The sequence below is a fragment of the Microbacterium sp. NPDC060132 genome, from assembly GCF_042729675.1.
Classification (GTDB): Bacteria; Actinomycetota; Actinomycetes; order Actinomycetales; family Microbacteriaceae; genus Microbacterium; species Microbacterium sufflavum.
Genome location: NZ_JBHWXU010000001.1, coordinates 1631878 through 1658350, shown reverse-complemented (window position 1 = coordinate 1658350; position 26473 = coordinate 1631878). Strand labels below are relative to the sequence as shown.

The following is a 26473-nucleotide window of genomic DNA, read 5'->3' as shown; positions in this document are numbered from 1 at the left end:
GCGCTCACTCCACGCACCCCGTCACGGGCTCGGACGCCCTGCCGTCGCCGCGGCGCAGCATGACCTCGATGCACACCTCGCCGGCCGACGCCGGGGCGAACGTGACGGTCGGCTCCGCCACCTGCTTCACGGCTCCGTCGGCCGCGCTGCCGGTCTCGGTCCAGATGAAGCTGTCGTCCTCCTGCGGGTCGGGGTTCTGCCACGTGAACGTGACCTGCTCCCCGGCCCGGGTGCCCGCGAGCTCGGTGACCTTGGGCACCGCGTCGGACACCGGGTCCTGCGGGTCGACCGCGGACTCGGTGCTCTCCGGCGCCGGGTCGGGCGTGAGGCCGGACACCAGCACGTTGAGGCCCACGATGCCGCCGACGACCACGACCACCGCGGCCGCGGCGAGCCCGATCCACAGCCCGCGGCGCGACCGCGGGGCGGACGGCTCCGCGTCGGCCGGGGCCTGGACGGCCGGAGCGGCCGGCTCGGGAGCGCGCACGGGCGCGGGGGCCTCGGGCTGCACGACCTGCGGCGGACGCAGGATCGTGCGGTCGTCGCGGTCGGGGCCGGGCGCGGCGGGGCTCGAGGGGGCGGAGGCCGCGGCGGCGGGGGCGGCGGGGGTGCCGGCGGCGGCGGTCGCAGCGGCGGAGGTCGCGGCGGTGTCGCGACGCTGCGTCTGCTCCACGTCGGGCTCCGGCCGCGGCGGGGAGTCGAACCGCGGGGCGTCGGGCACCACGACCGACGGACCCTTGGGCTGCGTGGCCGCCGACGGCCGCGTCGAGGTGGACATGCCGGGGTCGATGCTGACGATCTCCCGCACCCGGGTCAGGCCGTCGTTGTCGTCCTCCAGGTCTTCCGCGGGCGGGTGGTCGTCGACGATGTCGATCGGCGTGACCGAGTGCGACAGCTCGATCTGCACCTTCTGCAGCGCCCGGGCGAAGGCGACCGCGCTCGGGAAGCGGTCGTCGGGGTTCTTGGCCATCGCCCGCTCGAGCAGCCGCTGCAGGCTCTCGGGCGAGTCGGGACGCCCGAGCGGGGGCAGCGCCGCCCGTTCGATGCGCTCGATCAGGTCGGCGCTGGAGTTGCGCTCCCCCGGGCGCTCGAACGGCGAACGCCCCGCGAGCAGCGTGTACAGCGTGGCACCCAGCGCCCACACGTCGGTGCGCGGACCGCTCTGCGGCGGCTCGGCGAACGACTCCGGCGGCGACCACGGGATCGACATGCCCGACGCCTCGCCCGTCGCGCCCGTGGTGGACGCGATGCCGAAGTCGGTCAGCGCCGGACGGTTGTACTCCGTGACGAGGATGTTCGCCGGCTTGATGTCGCGGTGCAGCACGCCCGCACGATGCGCGGTCTCCACGGCCCCCGCGACCTGGACGCCGACACGCAGCGCCTCAGCCACCGAGAACGGCTCCTTGCGCGAGCGCAGCTGCAGGTTCGGCCGCGGGCAGTACTCCATCACCAGGTACGGGCGCCCGTCGCCCGCGACACCCGCCTGATAGATCGTGACGATCGCGGGGTGCGTGGACAGCATCGCCATCACGTTCGCCTCGTCGGCGAACTCCTGCGCCGCTCCGCTGGAGATGCGGTCGGCGAGCAGCACCTTCACCGCGACCCGGCGCCGCGGCATCTCCTGCTCGTACAGGAAGACGTCGGCGAAGCCGCCCGTGCCCAGCGGCTCCACATAGGTGAAGCCGGGCAGGGCGGGCGGCGGGGAGGGGCGACGACTCACGGCAGGTCCTCGAACGCGACGGTCACGCCGTCACCGAGGTCCACCACGTCGCCGGACAGCACGAGCGTCTGCTCGCCGGGGTGCAGCCGCACCGGGTCGGCACCGGGGCGCAGCAGCGTCGAGCCGTTCGTCGTGTGCAGGTCGATGACCACCACGGTGTCGCCCTCGGGACGCACCTCGAGGTGGCTGCGCGAGATGTCCTGCTGCGGGCTCTCGACCGCGATCAGGTGCGGCATGTTCGCCCCGCTGGCCCTGGTCGAGCGCGGGCGACGGCCGATGATGACCGTGCGGTCGAGCGTGACCACCTGTCCGGTCGAGACGCGGATGCGTCCGGTCGACACCGCGGCGGGCGCGGCGACCGGGATGACCTCGGTGGGGGCGTCGGGCGCCGCCGCGGGCTGCTGCCGCAGGTCGCGCAGCTCGGCGGCGGAGATGGTGGAGCCGTCGTGGTCGCCCGCGGCGGGCGGCGGGGCCGGAGCGGACTCGGGCTCCTCGCTCGGACGCACCGCGGCGGCCTCGATCGGCGTGTGCACGGTCGCGCCCCACAGGTGGTCGAACTCGTCCACGGGCGGCGCGAGCGTGGCCTCGGTGGGCACGAGCGTCGCATCGGGCGCCGCGTCGTCGGCGGGGCCGGCGTCGTCGGTCGTCGCTGCGTCGTCGGAGGTCGCGGCGTCGTCGGTGGTCGCGGCGTCGTCTGCGGTCGCGGGTGGCTGCTCGGCCTCCTGCGGCTCGTCGGCCGCGGTGGGGCCCTCGTCGGCGGCGGCCACCGCAGCGGCGTCGGCCGCGGCATCCTCCGACGCGAAGCCCCCGGGTACCGGAAGGCCGGACGGCGGCGGCGGGAGCGGCACCGCGGTGCCCGCGACCGGGGCGGCCGGGGCGGCCGGGGTGCCGGACGGTACGGCGGAGGCGGCGGGGCGCGGCGCCTCGGCGAGCACGGGTGCCGGACCCGCGGAGCCCCCGAGGGCCTCGGCGTCGGCCGGCTCCAGCTCGGCGCTGACCGCGGCGGCCAGGACGATCCCGGTGTGCACGGGCAGGGCGGTGCCGGCGTCGTCGTCGTCCACCGTGATCTCGACCGCCGACGCACCGGGGACGAACCGCTCGCTCCACGTGGTCACGTCGGCGCCGGAGAACGACGCGGTCTCGCTGTCCGCGCCGGTCACGCGCACGGTGAGGGCTCCGCGCACGGCCACGCGGGCGTCCGCCCCCTCCAGCACCGCCGCGACGAACGGCGGCATCGCGGAGAACGAGCCGCCGGCCTGCGTCGTGAGCACGTCGATGACCGTGGCGAGGCTGCGCTCCGCGGGCAGGCGCTCCCAGAGCGTCGTCACGGTCGCGCCGGGCACGTCGGGCGGCAGCGCCACCAGGGCGCCGGGGATCACGATCAGGTACCACGGTCCCGGTCGGTAGATCGTCTGCATCAGCGAACCCCTCCTGCTGCGGCCTCGCGCGGGCGCGTGTCGGCGTCGATGTCGGTGTCGTCGGACAGCAGCAGCGTGCCCGGTCGCGACGCGACCGACACCGCGTCGACGACGACCACGGTGATGTTGTCCCGGCCACCGGCCTGCACGGCCTCGTCGACCAGGAGGTCGGCGGCGCGCTGCGGATCAGGCTCCGCGCCGAGGATCTGGGTGATGCGGGCGTCGGGCACCTCGGTCGTGAGCCCGTCGGAGCAGATGAGCATGCGGTCGCCGAGCTCGGCCGGGAACAGCCAGTAGTCCGCGTCGCCCGTGCTGCTCGCGCCGATCGCGCGCGTGATGATGTTGCGGCGGCGGTCGTGCGCGGCCTCTTCGATCGTCAGCTCGCCCGACTCGATGAGCTCCTGCACCACCGAGTGGTCGACGCTGATCTGCTCCAGCTCGCCGTCCGCGAAGCGGTAGGTGCGCGAGTCGCCGATGTTGACCGTGAGCCAGTAGCCCATGCCCTCGACCGAGGCGACGACCACGCCGCTGAGAGTGGTGCCCGCGCGGCCGTTGCCGGTCGTGGACAGCTCCTCGACGGCGGTGCGCGCCCGCGCCAGCGCCTCGAGCAGGTCGTCGAGCTCCAGGTCGGTGCGACCGATGAAGCGCGCGAACTCGTCGATCACCGCGGCGCTCGCGCGCTCCCCCGCCTCGTGGCCGCCCATGCCGTCGGCGACCAGGAACAGGGGGGAGCTGGCCATGTAGGCGTCTTCGTTGAGCGGGCGGCGCAGACCCGAGTGGGTCGCAGCCCCCGTGGACACCACGAGCGGGGCGGTCATGCGTAACCTCCGACCATCACCACGCGGTCGCCGATCTCGATCACGTCGCCGAGCCGGATCGGCACGCGCTGGCCGGCCGGGCACGCGATGCGCTGACCGTCGCGCACGATCGTGAGGCCGTTCGTGGAGTGCCGGTCGAGCACCCAGCCACCCGATGCCTCGGACGCGGCCTCGAAGTGCGTCTTCGACAGCGACAGCGTCTCGTCGCGCACGGGCACGATCACCGCGCCCTCCTCGACCGCGGGGTTGCGGCCGAACACCGTGCGCCGCGAGACCGGGACGCGGGTGCCGTCGTCCCACGTGAAGACCAGCCGGTGCCCGGGGATGCTGATGCGCGTCTCCTCCAGGTCGTCGGTCGCGGGCGCGACGACGGCGGGGGCAGGCGCGGCGGGGGCAGGCGCGGCGGGCGCGGATGCGGCGGGCGCGGATGCGGGGGCGGCGGGCGCGGATGCGGCGGGCGCGGATGCGGGGGCGGGTGGGGTCGGGGTGCCGGTTGCCGGCGTGACCGGAGCGGGTGGGGCAGCCGGGGCGGGAGCCGCCGCCGGAGTCGCCGCCGCGGGCGCAGCCGAGTCCGCGGGAGCCGGAGCCGCCGCGGTAGCCGTAGGCGCCGCAGGAGCCGGAGCCGCAGGAGCCGCAGGAGCCGCAGCCGCCGGTGCCGCAGGCCGCGCGGGGCGGGAGTCCTGCGTGATGCCGGGGACGTACGCGATCATCCCGGAGTCCTGCGCGGGAAGAGCGGGCGCGGGTGCCGCGGGCGTCACCGGCTCCACGGCCGAAACCGCCGACACCGCGGGCTCGGGTGCTGCGGGGGCACCGGCGGGCGCGAACCCGGGCATGGGTGCCGGGGGCAGCCGCTCGAACGACGGGGCGGGCAGCAGCGGCGGGGCCTCGACCACGGGCTCCGGCTCCGGCTCGGGCTCGGGTGCCGCGACCCGCGCGTCGAGCATCAGCGACCCGACGGCCTTGTCATGCCAGCCCTGGAAGCGTCCGGAGCCGTCGAACAGCGGACTGAAGTAGCCCACCACGATCGCACCGGCCAGACCGAAGACGATGTTGCGCAGCAGGGCACGACCGAAGCCCAGCGGGGCACCGTCCGCCGCGGTGGCCAGGCGCAGACCCTGCGCGCGCATGCCGATCGAGCCCTTTCCGGCCTGCATCGCGGTGTAGACGACGAACCACGCCAGCAGCACGAGGCTCACGATCGGCCCACCGATCAGCAGCGTCAGGAGCGAGGCCTCCAGGCCGCCCGACAGCGAGGTGGCCACCAGCAGACCGCCGCCGAGCAGGATGCCGAGGCCGGCCGCGATCGCGGCGTCGATGACGTAGGCGATCACCCGGCGGGAGATCGGCGCGATCTGGGTGAGCGCGGGCGGCGTCATGGGGTCTCACTCTCGGTCGACGGCGGGGGCGTCTCGTCGTTGCTCTTGATGGTGCCAGGTTCGCGGCGCACGCGCGCGGCCGCCGCCTCCTTCAGGCTCTGGAAGCCCTGCGACACCGCGGTGCCGCCGAGCAGCGAGCGCAGGCTCAGCCGCGCCTTGACGCGCTTCCAGAACCCGGCCTGCTCGCCGAGGCCGCCGACGATCTCGTCGACCTCGCTCCAGAAGGCGTCCACGTCCTGCGCCGTCGGCTCCGTCGGCCCGAACACCTCGGCGTCGGCGCGCTCGGCGAGGGTCGTGACCTGCGGCACCGTCAGCGTCGACGCGACCACGGCCGCCTCCTCGCCGCGGGTGCCGCCCGGGGCGAGCCGCGCACCGTAGTCGACCGCGCGGTCGGTGAGCTCATCCCACCCGCCGCTGATGCGGTCGGCGGTGCGCGCGGCCGATCGCCGCGCCCGGCGCCTCGCGGCCTTCCACGCCCCGATCACGATGAACGGCGACATGAGCAGCGCGATCACGGCCAGCGAGATCCCGCCGATCAGCAGGATCGCGCCGATGATGCCCGCGAGGTTGAGGCTCTCGTCCTCCGACTCGCGGTCGTCCGGCAGGGTCGGCGGCAGGTCGACCGGCTCCTGCGGCGGGGGCGGCGGCTGCAGCACCTGCGGCTTCGGGTCGACGCGCGGCTTGGTGTTCTGGTCGTTCGGCACCTGGTCCTCGGGCGGCGTGGGGTTGAACGTCACCCACCCGATCCCGTCGAAGTTCACCTCGACCCAGGCGTGCACGGTGTCGCCGGTCGCCTCGAACACCGCCTCGCCCGCCTGCTCCTCGTCGGGGTAGTACCCCATCACGACGCGCGCCGGGATGTCGAGCTGTCCGGCCAGCAGCGCCATCGCCACCGCGTACTGCTCGTCGTTGCCGATCATCTGCTCGCCGCCGATGAGGGTCGAGATGCGCTCGGCCGTGTGACCGGCGCGCGACAGCACCTCGCCCTCCAGGCCGTGGCTGAAGAACCCGCCCTCGGAGAGGAAGTTCTCCAGCGCCCGCACCTGCTCGATCGGGCTCTCCGCCCCCGACACGGTCTCGGCCGCGAGCGCGGTGAGCTCCTCGGGCACGTTGCTGGGCTTCGGCATGGTCACGCGACCGAACGGCACCTCGGCGAGCTGCTCGTCGTCGGGCTGCGTCGGGATCACGGCGTCGACGGCGTACTCGTCGCCCTTCTCCAGCGTCGGGGTGGCGACCGCGGTCCCGGTCGAGGTGTTGACGTAGGTGCCGCGGCGCAGGTCCTCCGCGCGGTCGCCGTCGAACCGGATCTCGTCGAGCTGCCCGGCCGTGGGCATCCACACCCCGCGGTAGCCGTCGATCGCGATCTTGAGCGTCACCGGGATGCCCTCCGCCTCGGGCGCCATCGCCGAGCGCAGCGGGGCGAAGGCGCTCGACGACGTGGGCCCGCCATCGGTGACGTTGTAGACCATGCCGTCGAACTGGTCCATCACGGCCGTGCGGATGCGGGCGCCCTTGGGCAGCCCCTGCACCGTGAACAGCGTCTCGTCGGCCTCGTCGCGCACGTTCTTGCGGAACGCCTGTAGCGGGCTGGGGTAGTCGCGGATGTCGAACGGCGGGATGATCACGTCGCGGAACACGTGCCGCGGCTGCGCGGGCGCGGCGAGGGCGCTCGTGGCCACGCCCGCCCCGCCGGCCACCGCGAGCACGGCGACACCGGCCAGCAGCCGCCGCATCCGCATGTGCGCGGCACGGGCGGGGTCGACCTCGCTCACCGACACGGCCATGTTCTGCGGCGCCCACAGCTGCCGCAGCGCCAGCCAGGCCATGCTGACCAGCGCGAACACCAGGCCCTGCACGAGCGGGAACGCCGGTTCGGGCGTGCCGAGCGCGATCACCAGCATCAGCAGCACGCCGGCCGGGATCAGCGCCCACGCGACCGACCGCAGCCGCAGCGCGAGCGAGGCCGTGAGGGTCGTGGTCACCAGCGCCAGCAGGAACGGTGCCACGAGGTGGCCGTCGGCGGCCGCGACCGGGGCGACCGTGGTGAGCAGCTGCTTCCACGACGTGACGGTGCCGAGCGCGAGCTTCTGCAGCGTCTCCAGCGACGGCACCACCCCGAGCAGTGCCGTGTGCGGAAGCGCGAGGGCCCCGCCGAACACGAAGTACGCCGCGACCGTGAGGCCCGCGACGATCAGGATGCCCCAGCGGCGCCACGCCGACACGGCCGCGATCGCGAGGCCCAGCACGACCCCGCCGACCACGGCGGGCAGGAACGAGGGCCCGGCGAACGTGGGCCAGAAGCCGACGAGCGCCGTGAGCACCAGCAGCGCGGTCGCCCCGAGGTCGAGGATCCAGCGGCGCAGCGGCAGCGCGACCGGGGCGGGGGCGGCGGTGGCGGGCGCGGTCATGCGAGCACCTTCTGCAGGGCGAGGGGGATCTGTGCCAGCGCGCCGACCGTCACCACGTCGGCGTCGCCGGTGCGGCGCAGCGCCGGGGTGTCCACCGAGGTGTCGGCGACGACGGCGAGCACACGGGCGCCGAACGGCAGGCGCGAGCAGGCGAGCCGCAGGTCGTCCGCGCGCACGCGCGACCCGCACACGAGCACCACCACGCTCGCGAGCGGCATGGTCGCGGCGACCACCCCCGCGAGCTCGGCGATGCCGCCCTCCTTGGGCTTGCTGCCCTCGACGGCCGAGAGCGAGTCGAGCAGCTGCTTGCCGGTGCCGGAGGGGAGCTCGCGCCCCTGCACGCGCATGTCGACGCGCTGCGAGTCGCGCAGCGCCCGCAGGCCGATCGATCCCGCCGCCGAGATCGCCAGCTCGAAGTCGTCGTCGGTCGCGTACTCCGCCGTCGAGCGCGACAGCCCGATCACGAAGTGCGAGCGGCGCGTCTCCTCGTACTGGCGCACCATCATGGTGCCGGTACGGGCCGTGGAGCGCCAGTGCACGTGGCGCAGGTCGTCGCCCGGCTGATACTCCAGCAGCGCGTGGAACGACACGTCGTCGCGCGACAGGTCGGCGGCGGGCAGGCCCTCCAGGTCGCGCAGGTAGCCGAGCGACTGCCCGTCGAACAGCACCGTGCGGGGGTGCACGAACAGGTCGACCGGCTCGTCGCGGCGGTGCGCACGCTCGAACAGGCCGAGCGGGTCGCCGCGCACCACGCTCACCGGCCCGACCTTCACCACGCCGCGCTTGTGCGTGGGGATCGCGAACAGCTCCTCCGCCTCCTCGCCCGGCGCGAGGCGCTGGATGCCGAACTCGCCGCGGCCGGAGCCGACGGGCAGCACCACGCGCGACGGGAGGATGGCCCGCGAGCCCCGGTTCGCGAGCGTGAGGGCGCCCACGGCCCGCTCCCCCACCACGACGCGGGTGCGGGCGAGGTCGAGCGAGACGTCGTAGGCCGTGCGACCGATCAGGAACAGCGCGCACACGGCGACGGCCATCGCGATCACGATCGCGGCGATCGTGAACTCCGCCCACCCCGCGACCTGCCCGAGGATCCAGAACCCGACGGCGAGGCCCATCAGCACCCACGCGAGAGGGCGCACGGCCGCGGCCATGAGGCGGAGGCGCGACAGGGCGCGCGCGCCGAGGACCGCCGCGATGTCCCGCCAGCCGGCGTCGCGGTCGGCCGGCGCGGGCGGCGCCTGCAGAGCCTCCGCCGTCATCAGGCCGCCGCTCGGGCCTGGGGGGCTGCGACGCCGTCGAGCACGCGGGCGATCACGGTGTCGCTGCTGGTGCCGGCGAACTCGGCCTCGGCGTCGAGCAGCAGACGGTGCTGCCACACGGGGCGGGCGAGCGCCTTGATGTCGTCGGGCAGCACGTAGTGGCGGCCCTGCGACGCCGCCCACACCTTGGCGATGCGGACCATGGCGATCGCACCGCGCACCGAGACGCCGAGCCGGATCGCGCCGTCGGCACGGGTGGCCTCGGCGAGCTCGGCCACGTAGCGCAGCACCGCGGGCTCGACGTGCACGGTCGCGGCCAGGTCGGCCATGTCGGCCACGGCGCTCGTGGTGATGATGGCCGACAGCCCGGCCGACGGGTTGCGGTCCGACGCCCCGGCGAGGATGCTCTCGGTCACCGCGAGGTCGGGGTATCCGATCGAGGTCTTGATCAGGAAGCGGTCGAGCTGCGCCTCCGGCAGCTTGTACGTTCCCGCCTGCTCGACCGGGTTCTGCGTGGCGATCACGAGGAACGGGCGGCCCGTCTCGTGCGTCACGCCGTCGACCGTGACCCGCGACTCCTCCATGACCTCCAGCAGCGCGGACTGCGTCTTCGGCGAGGCGCGGTTGATCTCGTCGGCGAGCACGATCGACGCGAAGATCGGGCCCTTGTGGAACTCGAAGCGGTGCGACTGCTGGTCGTAGATCGTCACACCGGTCACGTCGGAGGGCAGCAGGTCGGGCGTGAACTGGATGCGCGCACTGGTGCCCTGCACGGTCGCGGCGAGCGCCTTCGCGAGGCTCGTCTTGCCGGTGCCGGGGGCATCCTCCAGCAGCACGTGGCCCTCGGCCAGCATCGAGGCGAGAACGAGCCCGACGATCTCGCGCTTGCCCTGCACCGCCTTGTCGACGTTCTCCACCAGGCGCGTGAAGGTGCCGTGGAACCAGGCGGCCTGCTCGGGGGTCATTGTCATGGGTTGTCCTGTGCTCTCTCGGGGGAAGGGGTGCCCGCTACCAGGGGCGTCGTTCGTAGTCGGTGCCGCCGATCGTGACCCACACCTCGTAGCCGCGGCCGCCCGCACCGTGGAAGCAGCCGAGCTCGACCGCGCCGTTGGCGGGGATGTACCAGCTGCTGCCGCCGGCGAACCGCGGTCCCGCGGTGGGCGCGTTGCTGTTGCACCACACCTGGTAGGTGCCGGCCGGGAAGTTCTGGGTGTTGACGACGAACTTGGCGCACGTGCCGTCGGTGCACTGCCCCGGCCAGTAGCCGGCGGTGCCTCGGCTGACCCAGGCGCGCGGCGCGGGCGGCGGGCCGGAGCTCGCCGATGCCGAGTTCTCGGGCGTCCACTGCCCCGCGGCGTCCTGCGCACGCACGCGGATGCTGTGGCCCTGGTTGTAGCCGTTGCCGACCGTGCGCGAACCGGAGATGCCGACGTTCTCCCAGCCGCCGCCGTCGATGCTGATCTGCACGACCTTGATGTCGCGGCCGTTCGGGGAGCCGCTGGCGTTCCACCGCAGCTCCACCTGGGTCGCGCCACCGATGGCGTCCACGGCGGGTTGGCGCGGTGCACCGTACGGGTTCCCTGTCGCGGAGTTCGACACGGCCCCGGCGTACGTGACGCCGTCGACGGTCGCGACCGCCCGCACCTCGATGCGGTAGTTCTGGCCGTTCGTGAGACCGCCGATGCGGGTGCCGGAGAGGGTGTTCCAGTTGCCGCCGTTGAGCCGGTACTGGTACGTGACCTCGCTCTCCTTGGCGCCGTTGCGCGAGCCCTGGCGGTAGGAGATGTCGAGCGCCCTGTCCAGCTCCGCGGTGACCGTCAGGCTGGTCGGCGCTCCGGGCGCGATCACACCGCGGCGCGGGGCCGACGGCGCACTCCACTCGCCCCAGCCGGCCTTGTTGTAGGCGCGGATGCGGTACGTGTACGCGGACTCCGACGTCGGCACGGTCACGGCCTGGCTGTTCGCCTGCGCGCCCGGCGTGAGGGTGCGGACCGTCTGGCCGCCGGAGATCACCTGGAGCTCGTACCCGCGGATCGCGTCGCCGTTCTTGTCCGGCGGGTCCCAGCTCACGAGCATTTGCGCCTGGCCCGACACCGGCTCGAGCTCCTTCGTGGACGGAGCGCCGGCCGCGAGCGGGGGTCCCGCGGGGATCTCGGAGGCCGACCAGCCGCTCCAGCTCGACGGGTCGGGGGCGCGGTTGTGCGCCTGCACGCGCACCTGGTAGTTCGAGCCGTTCTCCAGCCCCTCCCACGTGAGCGAGTTGCCCGTGGCCTCCTTCTGCGTGATGCCGGAGGGCGGCGCGGGGGAGATCTCGAGCGTGTACCGCTCGACGGGAGAGCCGGGGGTCGTCGGCGTCGTCCACGCGACCTTGAGCGACTTGTCGCCGAAGTCGAGGGTCGGCGGGTTCGGGGTGTCCGGCCGGGCGTCGGGACGCGCGACCTCGGAGACGCCCGACGGCTCGGACTCGCCGACGCGGTTCGTCGCGGTCACCTGGAACGTGTACTCGACGTTGTTGGTCAGGCCGTCCAGCGTGCAGGTGGTGGAGGCGCACTCCTTCGAGTACGCGCCGCCGCCGACCGATTTCACGGTGTACTTCGTGATCTCGGCGCCGTTGTTCGACGGGGCCGAGTACGACACCACCACGGTGCGGTCCTGCACGCTCGTCACGACCGGGGTGCCCGGGGCCGCCGGCACGTCCTGCACCGTGACCACGATCTGTCCGTTCACCTCGCGGTCCACGTCTTCCGTCGCGTCCTGCACGCGGTAGCGCACCACCAGCGTGCCGACGAAGCCCTCGGCCGGGGTCACGCGCACCTCGTCCTCGGTGAACGAGGCCTCGCCGCGACCCGACTCGGTCACCGCGCCGACGATCTTCAGCGGGGTCTCCGGGAACGGGTTGAAGTCGTTCGCGAGTGCCGGCACCGTGATGGTCTTCCCGGCGTCGGCCTCGGAGATCGTGTCGGTGTTGGCGGCGGGCATCGCCCGTGTGGAGGCCGTGACGGTCGCGGTCACGGTGCCCTCGATCGGCTCGGTCTCGCCGTCGGACACGCGGATCGTGAGCGAGGCGCTGGTGCCCTTCTTGGCGTTCGACGACGCCTCGACCAGCAGCCGGTCGCCGTCGATGCGCGCCGAGATGCCCTTGCCGTCTCCGCCGACGAGGGAGTACTCGTGCTTGCCCTCATCCTCCGGGTCGGGGTCGTCGGTGAGGGCGGCGAGGTCGAGCGGGGTCGCGTCCTCACCCGGGGCGACGTTGACCTGACCGCCGATGAACGTGGGCTGCTGGTTCTCCGGCGGCAGCACGTTGATCGGGATGCTCAGCGTGGCCTTGCGCCCCTCGGGGTCGTCCGGTCCGTCGCCGTCGGTCACCTCGAACGTGAGCGCGTCGGGGCCGAAGTAGCCGGGCGCCGAGGTGTAGACCAGGGTGCTCGCGTCCTTGAGCAGATCCGAGCCGTCCGCGTTGTTGGCGCTGATCTTCGCCTTCTCGGTGATGCGCACGTCGCCGCCGCCCGCGACCGTGACGTACTCCGACAGGGGCAGGTCCTTGGTCTCGCCGCTGACGACCTCGACCGGCTTGGTGGAGGTGAGGGTCGGGCGCAGGCCGTCGCGCGACGGCACGAAGATGAACGCGGACGCCTGGAGGCCGTCCGGGTCGGTGAGGGTGTAGCGGATCAGCTGCAGCTCGTCGGTGACGGTGACGCGCACCTTGCCGTTCTCCAGCAGCGTGCCGCCCGCGCCCACCTCCACGTCGAGCCGGTCCTTGGTGCCGTCCGGGTCCTCGTCGTTCTTGAGGATCTCGAGGTCGGCCGAGAGCCCGCCGTCCTTCAGGTCAGACGGCTGGAGCCGGTCGTCGCGGGCGACGGGCGCCTGCAGCGGCACGTCCTCGTCGACCGTGATCTGCAGGGTCGCGGTGGCCGTGGCACCCCGGGCGTCGCTCACCGTGTACTGCAGCGACGTCTCCATCTCGCGGTCGGGCACCTTCACGATCACGCGGTCGCCCGAGACGCGGCCCTCCAGGCCCTCCGGCACCTCGAGCCCGTCCTTCACGAGCGAGACCTTGTCGCCCTCGGGGTCGGAGTCGTTGGCGAGCACCGGGACGGCGATCTCGCGGCCGGGCCGCACGACCACGGCGTCCTTCACGGCGTACGGGGGCTGGTTGATCTGCTCGGCCGGAGCGACGCCCACGCGGATCGTCGCGACGCCCTCCTTGCCCAGGCGGTCGCGCACCCGGTAGGTGAACGTGTCCACCCCCGACGACTCGGAGCCGGCCTCGTAGGTGAAGTAGTTGGGTCCGACGGTCGTGATGCGGCCCTTGCGCGGGCTCGAATCGATGCCCAGCAGCTCGACCGAGTCGCCGTCGGCGTCGATGCCGTCGAGCGGCACCGCGATGTTCACCTCGCTGCCGGCGAGCGCACGGGCCGTGAGGTCCTGCGGACGCGGGGCGGCGTTCTTCTCCACGTCCACCGGGAGGATCTGGATCGTGACGTAGCCGGCGGCCTTCTGCTGACGCGAGTCGGCCACCTCGTACGTGAGGTAGACGGTCTTCGGCTCGGTGCCCGCCTTGAAGCGCACCTCGTCCTGCGACACGAAGGCCTCGCCGTCCTCCGGGTCGACCGTCTCGACCAGCTCCGGCTCGACGTGCATCACGTCGTCGCTCGGGTGGGAGTCGTTGTCGAGCACGGGGATCGTCACGACGTCGCCCGCGCGCACGGTCGCCGTGTCGGGGTTGGCGATCGGGGGCAGGATCTCGTCGGGTGCGGGGATCGGGATGACCACGACCTCGCCGTCGGCCGACTTCGAGCCGTTCGAGATGCGGTAGCCGATGCGCACCGGCTCGTCGAGCGCGCCCTGGTCGGTGATGCGCAGGGTCTCGTGGTTCAGCACCGACACCGAGATGCCCGTGCTGGGGTCCATCGACACGGACTGCACCACGAGGATGCCGCCGGCGGGGTCGGTGTCGTTGTTGAGCACGCCCAGCAGCACGTCGCCGCCGGTGGGCAGCAGTGCCACGTCGCGCACGGCGACCGGCGGCAGGTCGGTCTCGGACTCGGGCATCACGTCAACGCGCACGAGCCCCTCGCCGTTCTTCGGCCCCGTCGTCACCTGGTACTGCACGTAGTAGACGCCCGGGTTCTGGGCCAGGAACGTGAAGGTCTTGTTGGGGAAGTCGGGCTGGATCGTGGCGCCCGCGGTGTCGAGCACACGGCTCAGGCGCAGCTGCTCCCGGCTCGTGCTGGTGTCGTTCGTGAGCGGGGCGACCGTGATCTGCTCCCCCGCGCGGGTCACCACGTGGTCGGCGTTGGTCTTCGGGTTGGTCGAGCCCTGCGGGCGCACGTCGAGCGCGATCGTGGCGGACGTGGACTCGCCGGTCGCATCGGCGACCGTCACCATTACGTCCTTGCGGCCCTGCAGGCTCGCGGTCGCCTTGTACGTCATCTGCCCGTCGCGGCTGAAGTCGACCTCGTCGCCCGGCGCGGGGATGACCTCCTTGAGGTAGATGTCGTCGCCGTCGGGGTCGATCCAGTCGGGGAGGATGTTGTACGAGATCGTGCCGCCGGTCTCCACCGCCAGCGAGGTCTTCCGCTTGGGCTCCGGCGCGGCGTTCTCGCTCCAGTCGCGCACGGTCAGGGTGACGACCGCGGTGTCCTTGCCCTTGCGGCCGTCGTCGACCTCGTACGTGAAGCTGGCCGTGCCCGACGCCTTCTCGTCGACCGCGATCTGCAGCGCCCCGCCGTTGTTGATGGGCTGCACCGTGCCGATGCCCGGCTGCGCCTCGGCCAGCGCGGCGACCAGCACGTCGCCGTCGGGGTCGTTGTCGTTGTCGAGCACCGGCAGCAGCGTGGTCGCGCCGGGTCGCACGCCGTAGGAGTCGTCTTCCGCGATGGGCGGGGTGTTCTCCTCGCTGCGCTCGGGCAGCGTGGTCTCGACCGTCTCCTCCGTGGAGTCGTCCTGGTTCTCGGTCTCGCCCTCGGGCGGGGTCAGGTCGTTCCAGTTGTCGACGCGCTGCAGGCTCTCGTTCGCGAGCCAGGCGGCGCCGCCGACCGCGTCGTTGAGGATGATCACGTCGCGGTTGACGCGGAACGTGAGGCTCGACGAGTCCTCCGCGCCGTCGATGGGGGCGTTGACGTCGTTGCCATCGCCCGGGCACTCGCGGATGAACGTGGCCGAGCCCGCCCACGCGCCATACGTGCAGCCGCGGAGCCACACGGGGGCCGCGGCCGTGCCGTCGGCTCCCGCCGAGGTCTCCTCGGGCTCTCCGCCGTCGAACGGCACGCGCACCAGCGCGGAGGGCGTGGCGAGGGCGACCGCGTCGGTCTCGGCGGAGGCGTGCTGCAGCACGGCGTCGGCGGCGCCCGGAACCTCGGTGCGGAAGCCGCCCGGGCTCGTCACGACGCCGGCGGCCGCATCGAGCACGACCGGCGTGCGGCCGACCGCGGTGATCGACGGACGCTCGGACAGGTCGAGCTCGCCCACCGACGCGGCGGACGGGTCGAGCGGCGCGCCCTCGGGGTCGACCGGGACCGTGACGACCTCGCCGCGCTCGCCCGACAGCCCGAACACGGTGCCGTCCTGGGCGACCGTCACGTCGGAGTCGTCGCCGAGCTCGACCACGGGCTCCGCGGCCTCGATCTCGAACGCGTTGATGCCCCGGACCGGCACGACCCACAGGTCGCCCGAGTCCTGGTCGAGGATCGCCGCGGTGTTCGCGCCGAGCGCGACCTTCGCGGTGGAGGGGATGAGCGCGGAGTCGCCGAGAGAGACGCGCGCCGGGTCGACCGCGGTCACGGTGGACGCGCTCTCGTCGACGACCAGCACGTTCGCGGCGTCCTGCAGGATGTCGTAGTCCTCGCTGGTGGTGCGCAGCCCGCCGTCGAGGATCGTGGACTCGTGGTTGAAGTGCCCGACGAGCAGGCTCGAGGTCTTGGTGATCCAGACGCCGCCGTCGTTCAGGTCGACCTTGGTGGTGGGGAAGCCCTCATACGTGAAGGCCATCGTGGTGAGGGCGATCACACCCACCGTGACCCCGGCGGCGGACGCCAGCGTCTTGGGTCGCGCGCGCATCCACGACAACGCCTTCATACCCGGTTCCCCCCCAGGGTCGTCTCACACTGACTCCACCGCGGCACGACGGCCCACGGAACACTGCTACATCCTAACCACGTCGCAGAATATCGCTCGATGGGGAGATCTCCCCACTCGGTCGGAGCTACGCCCGCCAGCACCCCGCGATGTGGTCGTCGACCATCCCGGCGGACTGCATCAGGGCGTACATCGTGGTCGGTCCGACGAACCGGAAGCCCCGGCGCCGCAGCTCCTTGCTCAGCGCGGTCGACTCCGGCGTCACCGCCGGGACCTCGGCGAACGAGCTCGGCCGGGCGCCGGTCGCCGGCGGGGCGAACGACCACATGAGCGCGTCGAGCTCCCCCTCCGCCATCGCACGGACGAGGCGCGCATTGCCGATCGTGGCCTCGATCTTGGCGCGGTTGCGGATGATGCCGGCGTCGCCCATCAGCCGCTCGACATCGGACTCGTCGAACGCGGCGACCGCCTCCGGCTCGAACCCCGCGAACACCTCGCGGAACCGCGGACGCTTGCGCAGGATCGTGATCCAGGAGAGTCCGGCCTGGAACCCCTCCAGCGCCATCTTCTCGAACAGCGCCCGGTCGCCGTGCAGCGCGGTGCCCCACTCCTCGTCGTGGTAGCGGCGGTACTCGGGGTCGTCGCCCACCCACGCGCAGCGCGCGCGGAGGTCGGGGCCGATCAGGAGAGAGGTCATGACTCGACGCTACCGGCGACCGCCGACACGCCCGCACGCCGGATGCGGGATCGGAAGCGGGCCTCTCCGACCCCGCCGCGGCGCGGTTCCGATCCCGCACGGAGCTGTCGCGCGGGATCGGATGGCGGTCAGGCGGCGAAGGTGGCGGCGTCGATCACGAAGCGGTAGCGGACGTCGGAGGCGAGCACGCGCTCGTACGCCTCGTTGATCGCCGACGCGGGGATGACCTCGATCTGCGCGGTGATGCCGTGCTCGGCGCAGAAGTCGAGCATCTCCTGCGTCTCCCTGATGCCGCCGATGTTCGACCCGGCGATCGAGCGACGCCCCGCGATGAGCGAGCCCGCGTTCACCGACAGGGCCTCCGGCGGCGCACCCACGCACACCAGCGTGCCATCCACGTCGAGCAGCCCCAGGTAGGAGCGCAGGTCGATCGCGGCGCTCACGGTGTTGAGGATCACGTCGAACGACCCGCGCAGCTCGCGGAACGTCTCGCGGTCGCTTGTGGCGAAGTAGCGGTCGGCGCCGAGCCGCAGGCCGTCGTCCTGCTTCGACAGGGTCTGCGACAGCACGGTCACCTCGGCACCCAGCGCGTGCGCGATCTGCACTCCCATGTGCCCGAGTCCGCCCATGCCCACCACTGCCACGCGCGTGCCGGGGCCGACCTTCCAGTGCCGCAGCGGCGAATACGTGGTGATGCCCGCGCACAGCAGCGGGGCCGCGGCGTCGAGCGGCAGCGCGTCGGGGATGCGCAGCACGAATCCCTCGGTCACCACGACCTGCTGCGCGTAGCCGCCCTGGGTGATCGTGCCGTCGCGGTCCACCGCGCCGTAGGTGCCGATGGCGCCGTTCTCGCAGTACTGCTCCTCGCCGCGGCGGCACTGCCGGCACTCGCCGCAGGAGTTCACCAGGCACCCCACGCCCACGCGGTCGCCCACGGCGTGACGCGTGACCTCGGAGCCCACCGCCGCGACCGTGCCGGTGATCTCGTGACCCGGTGCCAGCGGGTACTGCTGCGGGCCCCAGTCGCCGCGCACGGTGTGGATGTCGGAGTGGCAGATGCCCGCGAACGCGATGTCGATGAGGATGTCGTGCGGCCCCAGCTCCCGGCGCTCGATCACGGTCTTCTCGAGCGGGGCGGCCTCGGCGGGGGCGGCGTAGGCGATGACGGACGACATGGTGCTCCTCTGGTCGGTACCTGCCGAGACTACGCCCGTTCCCACCTCCTCAACGCACCGCGCCGGACGCGACGATCCCGCCCGGATCGCGGCGGATCCGGGCGGGATCGAGGGGTGGGTGAACGGCGAGCCGCGTCAGCGCTTCTGCTTCTTCAGCGCCTTCTCCTGGATCGGCGCCCGACCAGACGCCGCGAGATCGGCGTAGTAGGCGCGGGCCTCGTCCTGACGCTGCTTCTCGGCCCCGCTCGCGATCGGCGCGCGCACGTGCTCGGGCTCGTACCCGAACGCGTCGACGAGGTCGAGCGCGTGCGGACGCAGCCGGGCGCACAGCCGGTCGATGTAGCTCGACACGGCGGCGGCGCGCTGCGTCGACAGGCGTCCGTGGATGAGGTGCCACGCCAGGTGCTTCTCGATCAGCTGCAGACCGAAGAGGTCGCGCAGCCACGTGAGCACCTTCCGCGTCTCCGGGTCGTCGATCGCGTGGACAGCGTCGGTGAACGCCTCCCACTGCAGCAGCTCGCCGTGCGCCCTGGCGGCCTCGATCAGCTCGGTCTGGTTCTGGTTGAACAGCTCGGCGCCGAGCGTCTTGTCCTTCCCGGCGGCGCGCAGCCGCCCGGCGATGTCCGCGACCATCTGCTGCACGCGACCGGCGAGCAGGTCGTGCTGCTGCTCTTCGCGCAGTCCCCGCTCCACCGAACGGGCGACCTGTCCGAAGTCGCTCACGGCCTGGCCGAGCTGGCGCAGGCCCGCACCGTGGAACACCTTCCCCGCGGTCATGCCCACGGCGTACCGGGCGAGGTACGCCGCGTCCTTGCCCTGGAACTGCTTGGCGTAGTCGGTCAGCAGCCGCTTGCCGACGAGCTGCAGGAGCACGTTGTTGTCGCCCTCGAAGGTGACGTAGATGTCGAGGTCCTGCCGCAGGCCGACGAGCCGGTTCTCGAACATGAAGCCCGCCCCGCCGCACGCCTCGCGCGCCTCCTGGAGCGTGTCGAGCGCGTGCCAGGTCGACAGCGGCTTGAGGGCCGCGGCGAGCGTCTCCAGGTCTTCCCGGTCGCCCGGGGTGTCGGTGCGCCCGGAGAACACGCCGTCGAACTTCTGCAGGAACTCGTCGTGCGCGAAGATCTGCGCATACGTGGTCGCGAGCCGCGGGAGCAGGCGGCGCTGGTGCTTGCCGTAGTCGAGCAGCACGACCTCCTGGCCGTCCGCCCCGTCGAACTGGCGGCGCTGGGTGGCGTAGGTGACCGCGATGTACAGGCCGAGCGCCGACGCCCAGGACGCGGCGCCGTCGAGCGACACGCGCCCCTGCACCAGGGTGCCGAGCATCGTGAAGAAGCGGCGGCCGGGGCTGTCGATGGCGCTGGTGTACGTGCCGTCCGCGGCCACGTCGCCGTACCGGTTCAGCAGGTTCGTGCGCGGGATGCGCACCCGGTCGAACGAGAGCCGTCCGTTGTCGATGCCGTTCAGCCCGCCCTTGAGACCGTCGTCCTCGCGGCCGATGCCCGGCAGGTCTTTTCCGTCGTCCCCGCGCAGCGGCACGTAGAAGCAGTGCACGCCGTGGTTCACGCCGTTCGTGATGAGCTGCGCGAACACGGTCGCCGCGATGCCGTGCAGGGCCGCGTTGCCGAGGTACTCCTTGGTCGCGCCGCGGAACGGCGTGTGGATGACGAACTCCTCCGTCTCCGGGTCGTAGGTCGCGGTGGTGCCGACCGCCGCGACGTCGGAGCCGTGGCCGATCTCGGTCATCGCGAACGCGCCGGGGATCGACAGATCCATCACGCCGGGCAGCCACTTCTCGTGGTGCTCCGCCGTGCCGAGCTGCAGGATGGCCGAGCCGAACAGACCCCATTGCACGCCCGACTTGATCTGCAGGCTGGGGTCGGCGGCGACGAGCTCCTCGAACCCGGCGATGTTGCCGCCGTTGTTCTCCTCGCCGCCGAAGCGCTTCGGGAACGCGCGGTGCACGGCCTTGTTCTCCACCAGCAGGTGCAGCTGGCTGAGCACGCGCTCGCGGTGCTCGTCCTTGCCCAGCTCGTCCTGACGCCAGAACGCCGGGTCCTTGATCATCTCGCGGGCCTCACGGCGCACGTCGGCCCAGGTGCCCATCAGGGCGTCGGTGACGGCGGCGACATCGATGCGCGGAGCTTCCGTCTCGCGACGGGGCTCGTCGGGGGCGGTGGAAGGACGGACGGCAGCGTCGACCATGGGGGTTCCTCCTCGGAGAAGTGACGGTGCCTCCATGGTAGGTGTGCCACAAACCGGGGAGAACTCCGCTGTCTCCTTCCTCCAAGAGCCTCGGGGGTCGCGCCCCGTCCGGCTTGTCGGCTCGCGACAGCCGGGCCTCAATTCGCGGCGATGACCGCGAGCACCCCGTCGCCGTAGGCCTCGCGCTTCTTCGCGCCGATGCCGGTGATGCCCTCCAGGTCAGCGGCGGACGCCGGGCGGTGCTCGGCCAGGGCGCGCAGCGTGGCGTCGCCGAACACGATGTACGCCGGCACCCCCTGCTCGCGTGCGGTCTCGGCCCGCCACGCCCGCAGCGCCTCGAACAGCTCCCGGTCGCCCGCATCGAGCGCGTCCGCGGCGCTGGCCTTGCGGGCACGCGGGGTCGAGGTCGCGCGGCCGATCGTGTCCTTGCGCAGCGGCACCGGGGTCTCGCCGCGCAGCACCCCGGCCGCGGCCTCTCCCGGCGCGAGCGTGCCGTAGTCGCCCTGCGCCACGAGGATGCCGCGGGCGAGCAGCTGCCGCACGACGCTGCGCCAGTCCTGGTCGGACAGATCGCCGCCGATGCCGTACGTGGCGAGGCGGTCGTGCCCCTGCTGGCGGATGCGCTCGGTCGAGGCGCCGCGCAGGATGTCGATCAGGTGCCCGGCGCCGAAGGCCTGATTGCGCTCGCGCTGGAGGCGCACGATCGTCGACAGCAGCTTCTGCGCGGGGATCAGCCCGTCGAACGTCTCGGTGTCGTCGAGGCACGTGTCGCAGTTGCCGCACGGCTGCGACTCCTGGCCGAAGTACCCGAGCAGGTTCTGCCGTCGGCACTCGACCGTCTCGCACAGCGCGAGCATCGCGTCGAGGTGCTGCCCCATGCGCATCTTGAACGTGCGGTCGCCGGGGCTCTGGTCGATCAGCCGGCGCTGCTGCACGACGTCGCCGAGGCCGTACGCCATCCATGCCACCGACGGTTCGCCGTCGCGACCCGCGCGACCCGTCTCCTGGTAGTAGCCCTCCACCGACTTGGGCAGGTCGATGTGCGCCACGAAACGCACGTCGGGCTTGTCGATGCCCATGCCGAACGCGATGGTCGCCACCATCACCACGCCGTCCTCCCGCAGGAAGCGCGACTGGTTCGCGGCCCGCACCTCGGCCGGCAGCCCCGCGTGGTACGGCAGCGCGTCGATGCCCTTCGCCGCCAGCGCGGTCGCGGTCTGCTCGACCGACTTGCGGCTCAGCGCGTACACGATGCCCGCCGCACCCTCGGGCTGCGAACGGATGAACTGCACGAGCTGCGTGCGGGGGTCGACCTTCGGGACGATGCGGTACTGGATGTTCGGGCGGTCGAAGCTCGCGACGAAGTGCTGCGCGCGGTCGAGGTGCAGCCGCTCGGTGAGCTCCTTGTGCGTGGCCCGGGTCGCGGTGGCCGTGAGCGCCATGCGCGGCACGCCGGGGAATCGGTCGCCCAGGTCGCCCAGCGCGAGGTAGTCGGGGCGGAAGTCGTGGCCCCACTGCGACACGCAGTGCGCCTCGTCGATCGCGATCACGCTGAGGGTGCCGCGCTGCAGCAGGGCCGTGGTGTTCGCGTTCGACAGCCGCTCGGGGGCGACGTAGATCAGGTCGAGCTCGCCCGCGACGTAGGCCCGCTCGACCTCGCGGCGCTCGTCGATCGACTGCGTGGAGTTGAGGTACGCGGCCTTGACGCCGTTGGCGCGCAGCGCGTCGACCTGGTCGTGCATGAGGGCGATGAGCGGGCTGATCACGAGGCCCGTGCCCTCGCGCACGAGCGCGGGAACCTGGTACGTGATGCTCTTGCCGCCACCGGTGGGCATGAGCACGACCGCGTCGCCGCCGCCGATGACCTGCTCGACGATCGCGGCCTGATCGCCGCGGAAGTCGTCGTAGCCGAACACCGTGTGCAGCGCCTCGCGGGCGGTCGGGAAGCGGCTCGGCGTCGCGCGGCGCACGGCCGGCGCGGCCGGCGCACGGGACGCGGTCACCGGCGTGGTGGGACCGGGACCCCAGTCGAGCGGCGGCTCGAACCCCGCGCCCTGCGGCTCCCAGTCCATCGGCTCCGGCGGCGCGGACGGCTCCCACCCGTCGCCCCAGGGCTCATCGGCGTAGGGCAGATCCTCGTACGGGTCACGGGGAGTCTGCGGCATGCCTCCAGCGTAACGACCCCGGCCGACACGGGCAGCGGCCGTCCCCACCACCGCGACCGGGGTTAGGTTGGACCCAGACCCCGAAGGAGCACCCGATGACCGACATCTCCGTGACCCGCAACGACGAGGCCTCCCGCTACGAGATCCGCTCCGACGACGTGCTCGCCGGGTTCGCCGAGTTCCAGCTGAGGCCGGGCGCCATCCGCTTCATCCACACCGAGATCGACCCGGCGTTCCAGGGCCAGGGGCTCGCCGGGAAGCTCGCCGCCGAGGCCCTGGCCGACGCGGCGGGGCGTGGCGACGCGATCGTGCCGCTGTGCCCCTACATCGCGAAGTACCTGCAGACGCACGAGGTGCCCGGCGCCGAGATCCGCTGGCCGCGGCGTCCCGCCGAGGTCCAGGGCGCGGCGGCACCGGACGCCGCAGTGCAGGAGAAGTCGGCGCAGGAGAAGTCGGCGCAGGACAAGTCGGCTCCGCGGGAGTCCGCCGGCGGCTCCGACGACGATCCCACCGGACGGGCGGAATGATCGGGCAGCGCCGCCTCGTCCTCGAGCCCCGCGACGTGCCGCTCGGGGGTGTGCGCGGCATGACCGTGCTGCGCGTGCTCCCGCACCGCAACCTGCCGACCATCGGCGCCTGGTGCTTCCTCGACCGCTTCGGACCAGCCGACACCCGCATGCGCGTCGAACCCCATCCGCACATCGGACTGCAGACGGTGACCTGGCCCCTCGTCGGCGAGATCCGTCACCGCGACTCGCTCGGCAGCGACGCCGACCTGCGCCGCGGGCAGCTGAACCTGATGACGGCCGGCAACGGCATCTCCCACTCCGAGTACTCCGTCGGCGACGACCCGATCCCCCTCGACGCGCTGCAGTTCTGGGTCGTGCTGCCCGAGTCGGCGCGGCACGGCGATGGCGGCTTCGAACGCCACACCGACCTGCCGACCGTCGAGCTGCCCGCGACCGAGGGGCCCGACGCCACGGCGACCGTCGTGCTCGGCGAGTTCGCCGCGACGCGCTCCCCCGCGACCGTGCACACCCCGATCGTGGGCGCCGAGGTCGCGCTGCCCGCCGGGTCGACCGTGCGCCTGCCGCTGCGGTCCGAGTGGGAGCACGCGCTGCTGCTGGTCGAGGGCGAGGCCGCGCTGTCCGAGCACGCCATGCAGCGCAACGCCCTGGTGTACCTCGGCGATTCGCGCACGGAGGTCGAGGTCACCAGCACCGAGGGCGCCCTGCTGTTCCTGCTCGGCGGCGAGCCGTTCGAGTCGGACATCGTGATGTGGTGGAACTTCGCCGGCCGCACGCACGACGAGATCGCGGCCGCCCGCGAGGACTGGGAGGCCGCGGCCCCGCGGTTCGGGACGGTCGAGGGGCACGACGTGCGCATCCCCGCGCCGCCGCTCCCGCCCGTCCGGCTCCTGCCGCGCACCCGCACCCTCTGACCCGCACCCTCTGACCCGCACCTCTGACCCGCACGGACTGACCCGCACGGGCACGCTCGGATTCAGGCGCTCGCGCGGACCCCCGGCCACCACGGCGTGATCCCGCACGTCCTCGGCCCTCCGGTCAGCCGCGTTCGGGGGTGTGCACGCGCGCGAGGAAGCGGTCCGTGCGCGGCGACGGGCCGCGCGGATCGAGCAGCGACACCGCGACCGTCACGGCCGTGGCCAGCGGGATCGTCCACGCCGCGGGCTGCGCGAGGTACGGCGCCGCGACCCCCACCCCGTCGATCACGGCGTGCACGAGAAGCGCGAGCCCGGTCGCGACGCCGCCGCACACCATCCCCGCCACCGCCCCGCGGGCCGTGAGCCCACGCCACCACACGCCCAGCAGCACCACGGGCGACAGCGTCGATGCGGCCACCACGAACACCACCCCCACGCTCGACACGAGCCCCGCGGGCGCCGTGAGCAGCGCGACCCCGAGCGGCACGAGCGCGCACAGCACCGCGGAGAGACGGAACGAGCGGACGGACCCGGAGAACACGTCCTGGCTGATCACTCCCGCGAGCGACACCACGAGCCCGGCCGAGGTCGCCAGGAACGCCGCGAACGCGCCCGAGACGATGAGCGCCGTGAGCAGCTCTCCGCCCGGTCCGGGGAACACGCGCGAGGGCAGTTGCAGCACCACCGTGTCGGCCACCCCCGGCACCGCGAGGTCGGGAGCGGCGATGCGGGCGAGCAGCCCCATCGCGCTCGACACGGCGTAGAAGGCGCTGACCATCGCGATCACGATCACGGTCGTCCGCCGCGCCGACGCCCCGGTCGGGCTCGTGTAGAAGCGGACCAGCACGTGCGGCAGTCCCATCGTGCCCAGCAGCAGCGCGAGCAGCAGCGACGCGGTCTCGTACGCGTCGAAGCCGGACGGGCCCGCCTCGCTGGGGAACACGAGCGCCGGGTCGAACGCGTGCGGTCCGCCGCCGAGCGCGAAGGCGATGCACACCACCGGCACCAGCAGCGCCGTGAGCTTGAGCCAGTACTGGAACGCCTGCACGAAGGTGATCGCGCGCATCCCGCCCGCCGCGACCGACGCCGCCACGAGCACCGCGACCGTCACGGCGCCCACCCACTCCGGCAACCCCGCGACCACGACCAGCGTGATGCCGGCGCCGTGCAGCTGCGGCACGATGTACAGCCACCCGATCACGAGCACCGCGAGGCTCGTGACGCGTCGCGCCGAGGCCGACCCGAGCCGCGCCTCCACGAAGTCCGGGATCGTGTAGGCCCCGCTGCGCCGGAGCGGGGCCGCGACGAACACCAGCACCAGCAGGTACCCGGCCGCGTACCCGATCGGGAACCAGAAGCCGCGCGCGCCGTCGAGCAGCACGAGTCCGGAGAGCCCGAGGAAGGTGCCGGCCGACAGGTACTCGCCGCTGATGGCCGAGGCGTTCCACACCGGCCGGACGGTGCGCGACGCCACGAAGAAGTCGCTCGTCGTGCGCGACACCCGCAGGCCGTACACGCCGATCAGCAGCGTGGCGATCACCACCAGCGCGACCCCGAGCAGGTCGAGCAGCGCGTTCATTCGCGGTCCCGGAGGGCGCGGTAGCGGCGCTCGTTGCGGACGGCCGTGCGCAGATACAGCAGCGCGAACACCACGATGACCGGGTAGAACGCGAACGCCTGCAGCAGCCACGACAGCGGCAGGCCCCACAGCACGACCCGGTCGATCTCGGGCACGAGCGCGATCGCCAGGGTCATCGCGACCACGACCACCACGAACCCGGCGACCGTGCCGAGCGCGAGCCGCAGCTGACTGCGCTGGAGCGCCCTGGCGTACACCGCATCGGCCTCGTCGACCGGCGCCCCGGGCAGCGCGATGCCGCGCGTGAGAGCCGCAGGGCCGCGGGGCGGGAGGTCGGCCGTGACCCGCACGCGCTTCGCGGGCTCCCCCGCGCCGCGCGCCGCGGGCTCCGGAGCCGCACGCTCGGGAGACCCGGTCATGCCGGCGCCTCACCGCGCACGAGCGCCTCCCGCACCGCGGGCACGAGCCGTCTGCTCACCGGGAGGGCCGTGCGGCCGACCACCACCGTCGGCTCTCCCCCGGACAACCGCGCCTCGGTCACGGCGGCCGTGCGCACGAGCGTCGAGCGGTGGATGCGCAGGAACCCCGCGTCGGCCCACCGCGCTTCGAGCTCCGCCATGGGGATCCGCACGAGCTGGCCGGGGTCGTCGTCGTCGGTGTGCAGTCGCGCGTAGTCGCCCTGTGCCCGCACCCACCGCACCTCGCTGCGCCGCACGAACCGCACGGTCGACCCGACCGTGACCGACAGCACCTCGTCGTCGCCCTTCGTCGGATCGGCGGCCTGATCGACGCGGTCGATCGCGCCGCGCAGCCGCTCCCGCCGCACCGGCTTGAGGAGGTAGTCGACCGCGCGCAGCTCGAACGCCTCCACCGCGCGGGCCTCGTCGGCCGTGACGAACACGACAGCCGGCGGCTCCGCGAGCCCGAGGAGGGCGCGGGCCAGGTCGGTGCCGAGCAGGCCGGGCATGTGGATGTCGAGGAACGCGAGACGCACGGCGCGCTGCGACAGCTGCCGCAGGGCGTCGGCTCCGCTCGTCGCGGTGAGGATCTCGCCGATGCGCGGGTCGGAGCGCAGCAGGTGCACCAGCTCGTCGAGGGCGGGCTGCTCGTCGTCGGCGACGAGGACGTCGATCAT

17 protein-coding genes are annotated in these 26473 nt (G+C 73.1%); 2 read left to right on the top strand and 15 right to left on the bottom strand.

Annotation, left to right across the window (positions count from 1 at the left end; translation table 11 throughout):
- Positions 1 to 4: 4 nt before the first annotated feature.
- The 12 genes from ACFWCH_RS08110 to recQ all read right to left on the bottom strand — a co-directional run bounded on the left by ACFWCH_RS08110 (position 5) and on the right by recQ (position 22315).
- Positions 5 to 1720, bottom strand: a complete 1716-nt coding sequence (locus ACFWCH_RS08110; RefSeq protein WP_378803321.1) for a serine/threonine-protein kinase — start codon at positions 1718 to 1720, stop codon at positions 5 to 7.
- The gene (locus ACFWCH_RS08105; protein WP_378803320.1) at positions 1717 to 3138 is read right to left on the bottom strand and encodes an FHA domain-containing protein; all 1422 of its coding nucleotides are present in this window, start codon (positions 3136 to 3138) and stop codon (positions 1717 to 1719) included. The genes ACFWCH_RS08110 and ACFWCH_RS08105 overlap by 4 nt, the downstream gene beginning before the upstream one ends.
- Positions 3138 to 3956: a PP2C family serine/threonine-protein phosphatase gene (locus tag ACFWCH_RS08100; protein ID WP_136031075.1), complete on the bottom strand. Its 819-nt coding sequence runs from the start codon at positions 3954 to 3956 to the stop codon at positions 3138 to 3140. Before ACFWCH_RS08100 ends, ACFWCH_RS08105 begins: the two co-directional genes overlap by 1 nt.
- The gene (locus ACFWCH_RS08095) at positions 3953 to 5332 is read right to left on the bottom strand and encodes an RDD family protein (protein ID WP_378803319.1); all 1380 of its coding nucleotides are present in this window, start codon (positions 5330 to 5332) and stop codon (positions 3953 to 3955) included. Before ACFWCH_RS08095 ends, ACFWCH_RS08100 begins: the two co-directional genes overlap by 4 nt.
- The gene (locus tag ACFWCH_RS08090; protein WP_378803318.1) at positions 5329 to 7740 is read right to left on the bottom strand and encodes a transglutaminaseTgpA domain-containing protein; all 2412 of its coding nucleotides are present in this window, start codon (positions 7738 to 7740) and stop codon (positions 5329 to 5331) included. Before ACFWCH_RS08090 ends, ACFWCH_RS08095 begins: the two co-directional genes overlap by 4 nt.
- Positions 7737 to 8999, bottom strand: coding sequence for a DUF58 domain-containing protein (locus ACFWCH_RS08085; protein ID WP_378803317.1), 1263 nt, complete (start codon positions 8997 to 8999; stop codon positions 7737 to 7739). Before ACFWCH_RS08085 ends, ACFWCH_RS08090 begins: the two co-directional genes overlap by 4 nt.
- Positions 8999 to 9970 (bottom strand): AAA family ATPase, encoded by a 972-nt coding sequence (locus ACFWCH_RS08080; RefSeq protein WP_378803316.1) that lies wholly within the window; start codon positions 9968 to 9970, stop codon positions 8999 to 9001. Before ACFWCH_RS08080 ends, ACFWCH_RS08085 begins: the two co-directional genes overlap by 1 nt.
- A 37-nt stretch (positions 9971 to 10007) precedes the next feature.
- Positions 10008 to 16058: an Ig-like domain-containing protein gene (locus ACFWCH_RS08075; RefSeq protein WP_378803315.1), complete on the bottom strand. Its 6051-nt coding sequence runs from the start codon at positions 16056 to 16058 to the stop codon at positions 10008 to 10010.
- Positions 16059 to 16203: 145 nt separating this feature from the next.
- Positions 16204 to 16773 carry a DNA-3-methyladenine glycosylase I gene (locus ACFWCH_RS08070; protein WP_136030094.1) on the bottom strand — a complete coding sequence of 190 codons (570 nt, stop codon included), beginning with the start codon at positions 16771 to 16773 and terminating at the stop codon, positions 16204 to 16206.
- 128 nt (positions 16774 to 16901) lie between these two features.
- The gene (locus tag ACFWCH_RS08065) at positions 16902 to 17948 is read right to left on the bottom strand and encodes an NAD(P)-dependent alcohol dehydrogenase (RefSeq protein ID WP_136030092.1); all 1047 of its coding nucleotides are present in this window, start codon (positions 17946 to 17948) and stop codon (positions 16902 to 16904) included.
- A 135-nt stretch (positions 17949 to 18083) separates the two neighbouring features.
- Positions 18084 to 20150 carry an acyl-CoA dehydrogenase gene (locus ACFWCH_RS08060; protein WP_136044762.1) on the bottom strand — a complete coding sequence of 689 codons (2067 nt, stop codon included), beginning with the start codon at positions 20148 to 20150 and terminating at the stop codon, positions 18084 to 18086.
- 137 nt (positions 20151 to 20287) lie between these two features.
- The gene (recQ, locus tag ACFWCH_RS08055; RefSeq protein ID WP_241115053.1) at positions 20288 to 22315 is read right to left on the bottom strand and encodes a DNA helicase RecQ; all 2028 of its coding nucleotides are present in this window, start codon (positions 22313 to 22315) and stop codon (positions 20288 to 20290) included.
- A gap of 95 nt (positions 22316 to 22410) precedes the next feature.
- Between recQ and ACFWCH_RS08050 the strand changes: the two genes are divergently transcribed.
- Together ACFWCH_RS08050 and ACFWCH_RS08045 are read left to right on the top strand one after the other, a co-directional pair.
- Entirely contained in the window at positions 22411 to 22842 is a 432-nt protein-coding gene (locus ACFWCH_RS08050) for a GNAT family N-acetyltransferase (protein ID WP_136044177.1), read from the top strand.
- Positions 22839 to 23756: a pirin family protein gene (locus ACFWCH_RS08045; protein WP_378803314.1), complete on the top strand. Its 918-nt coding sequence runs from the start codon at positions 22839 to 22841 to the stop codon at positions 23754 to 23756. Before ACFWCH_RS08050 ends, ACFWCH_RS08045 begins: the two co-directional genes overlap by 4 nt.
- Before the next feature lie 124 nt (positions 23757 to 23880).
- On the opposite strand, the gene ACFWCH_RS08040 is transcribed toward ACFWCH_RS08045, so the two are convergent.
- The 3 genes from ACFWCH_RS08040 to ACFWCH_RS08030 are packed head-to-tail and all read right to left on the bottom strand — an operon-like array spanning position 23881 to position 26473.
- Positions 23881 to 25338 carry a cation acetate symporter gene (locus ACFWCH_RS08040; protein WP_136030082.1) on the bottom strand — a complete coding sequence of 486 codons (1458 nt, stop codon included), beginning with the start codon at positions 25336 to 25338 and terminating at the stop codon, positions 23881 to 23883.
- A complete protein-coding gene (locus tag ACFWCH_RS08035; protein WP_206251871.1) occupies positions 25335 to 25757 on the bottom strand; it encodes a hypothetical protein in 423 nt (140 codons plus the stop codon). Before ACFWCH_RS08035 ends, ACFWCH_RS08040 begins: the two co-directional genes overlap by 4 nt.
- The gene (locus ACFWCH_RS08030; protein ID WP_136030081.1) at positions 25754 to 26473 is read right to left on the bottom strand and encodes a LytTR family DNA-binding domain-containing protein; all 720 of its coding nucleotides are present in this window, start codon (positions 26471 to 26473) and stop codon (positions 25754 to 25756) included. Before ACFWCH_RS08030 ends, ACFWCH_RS08035 begins: the two co-directional genes overlap by 4 nt.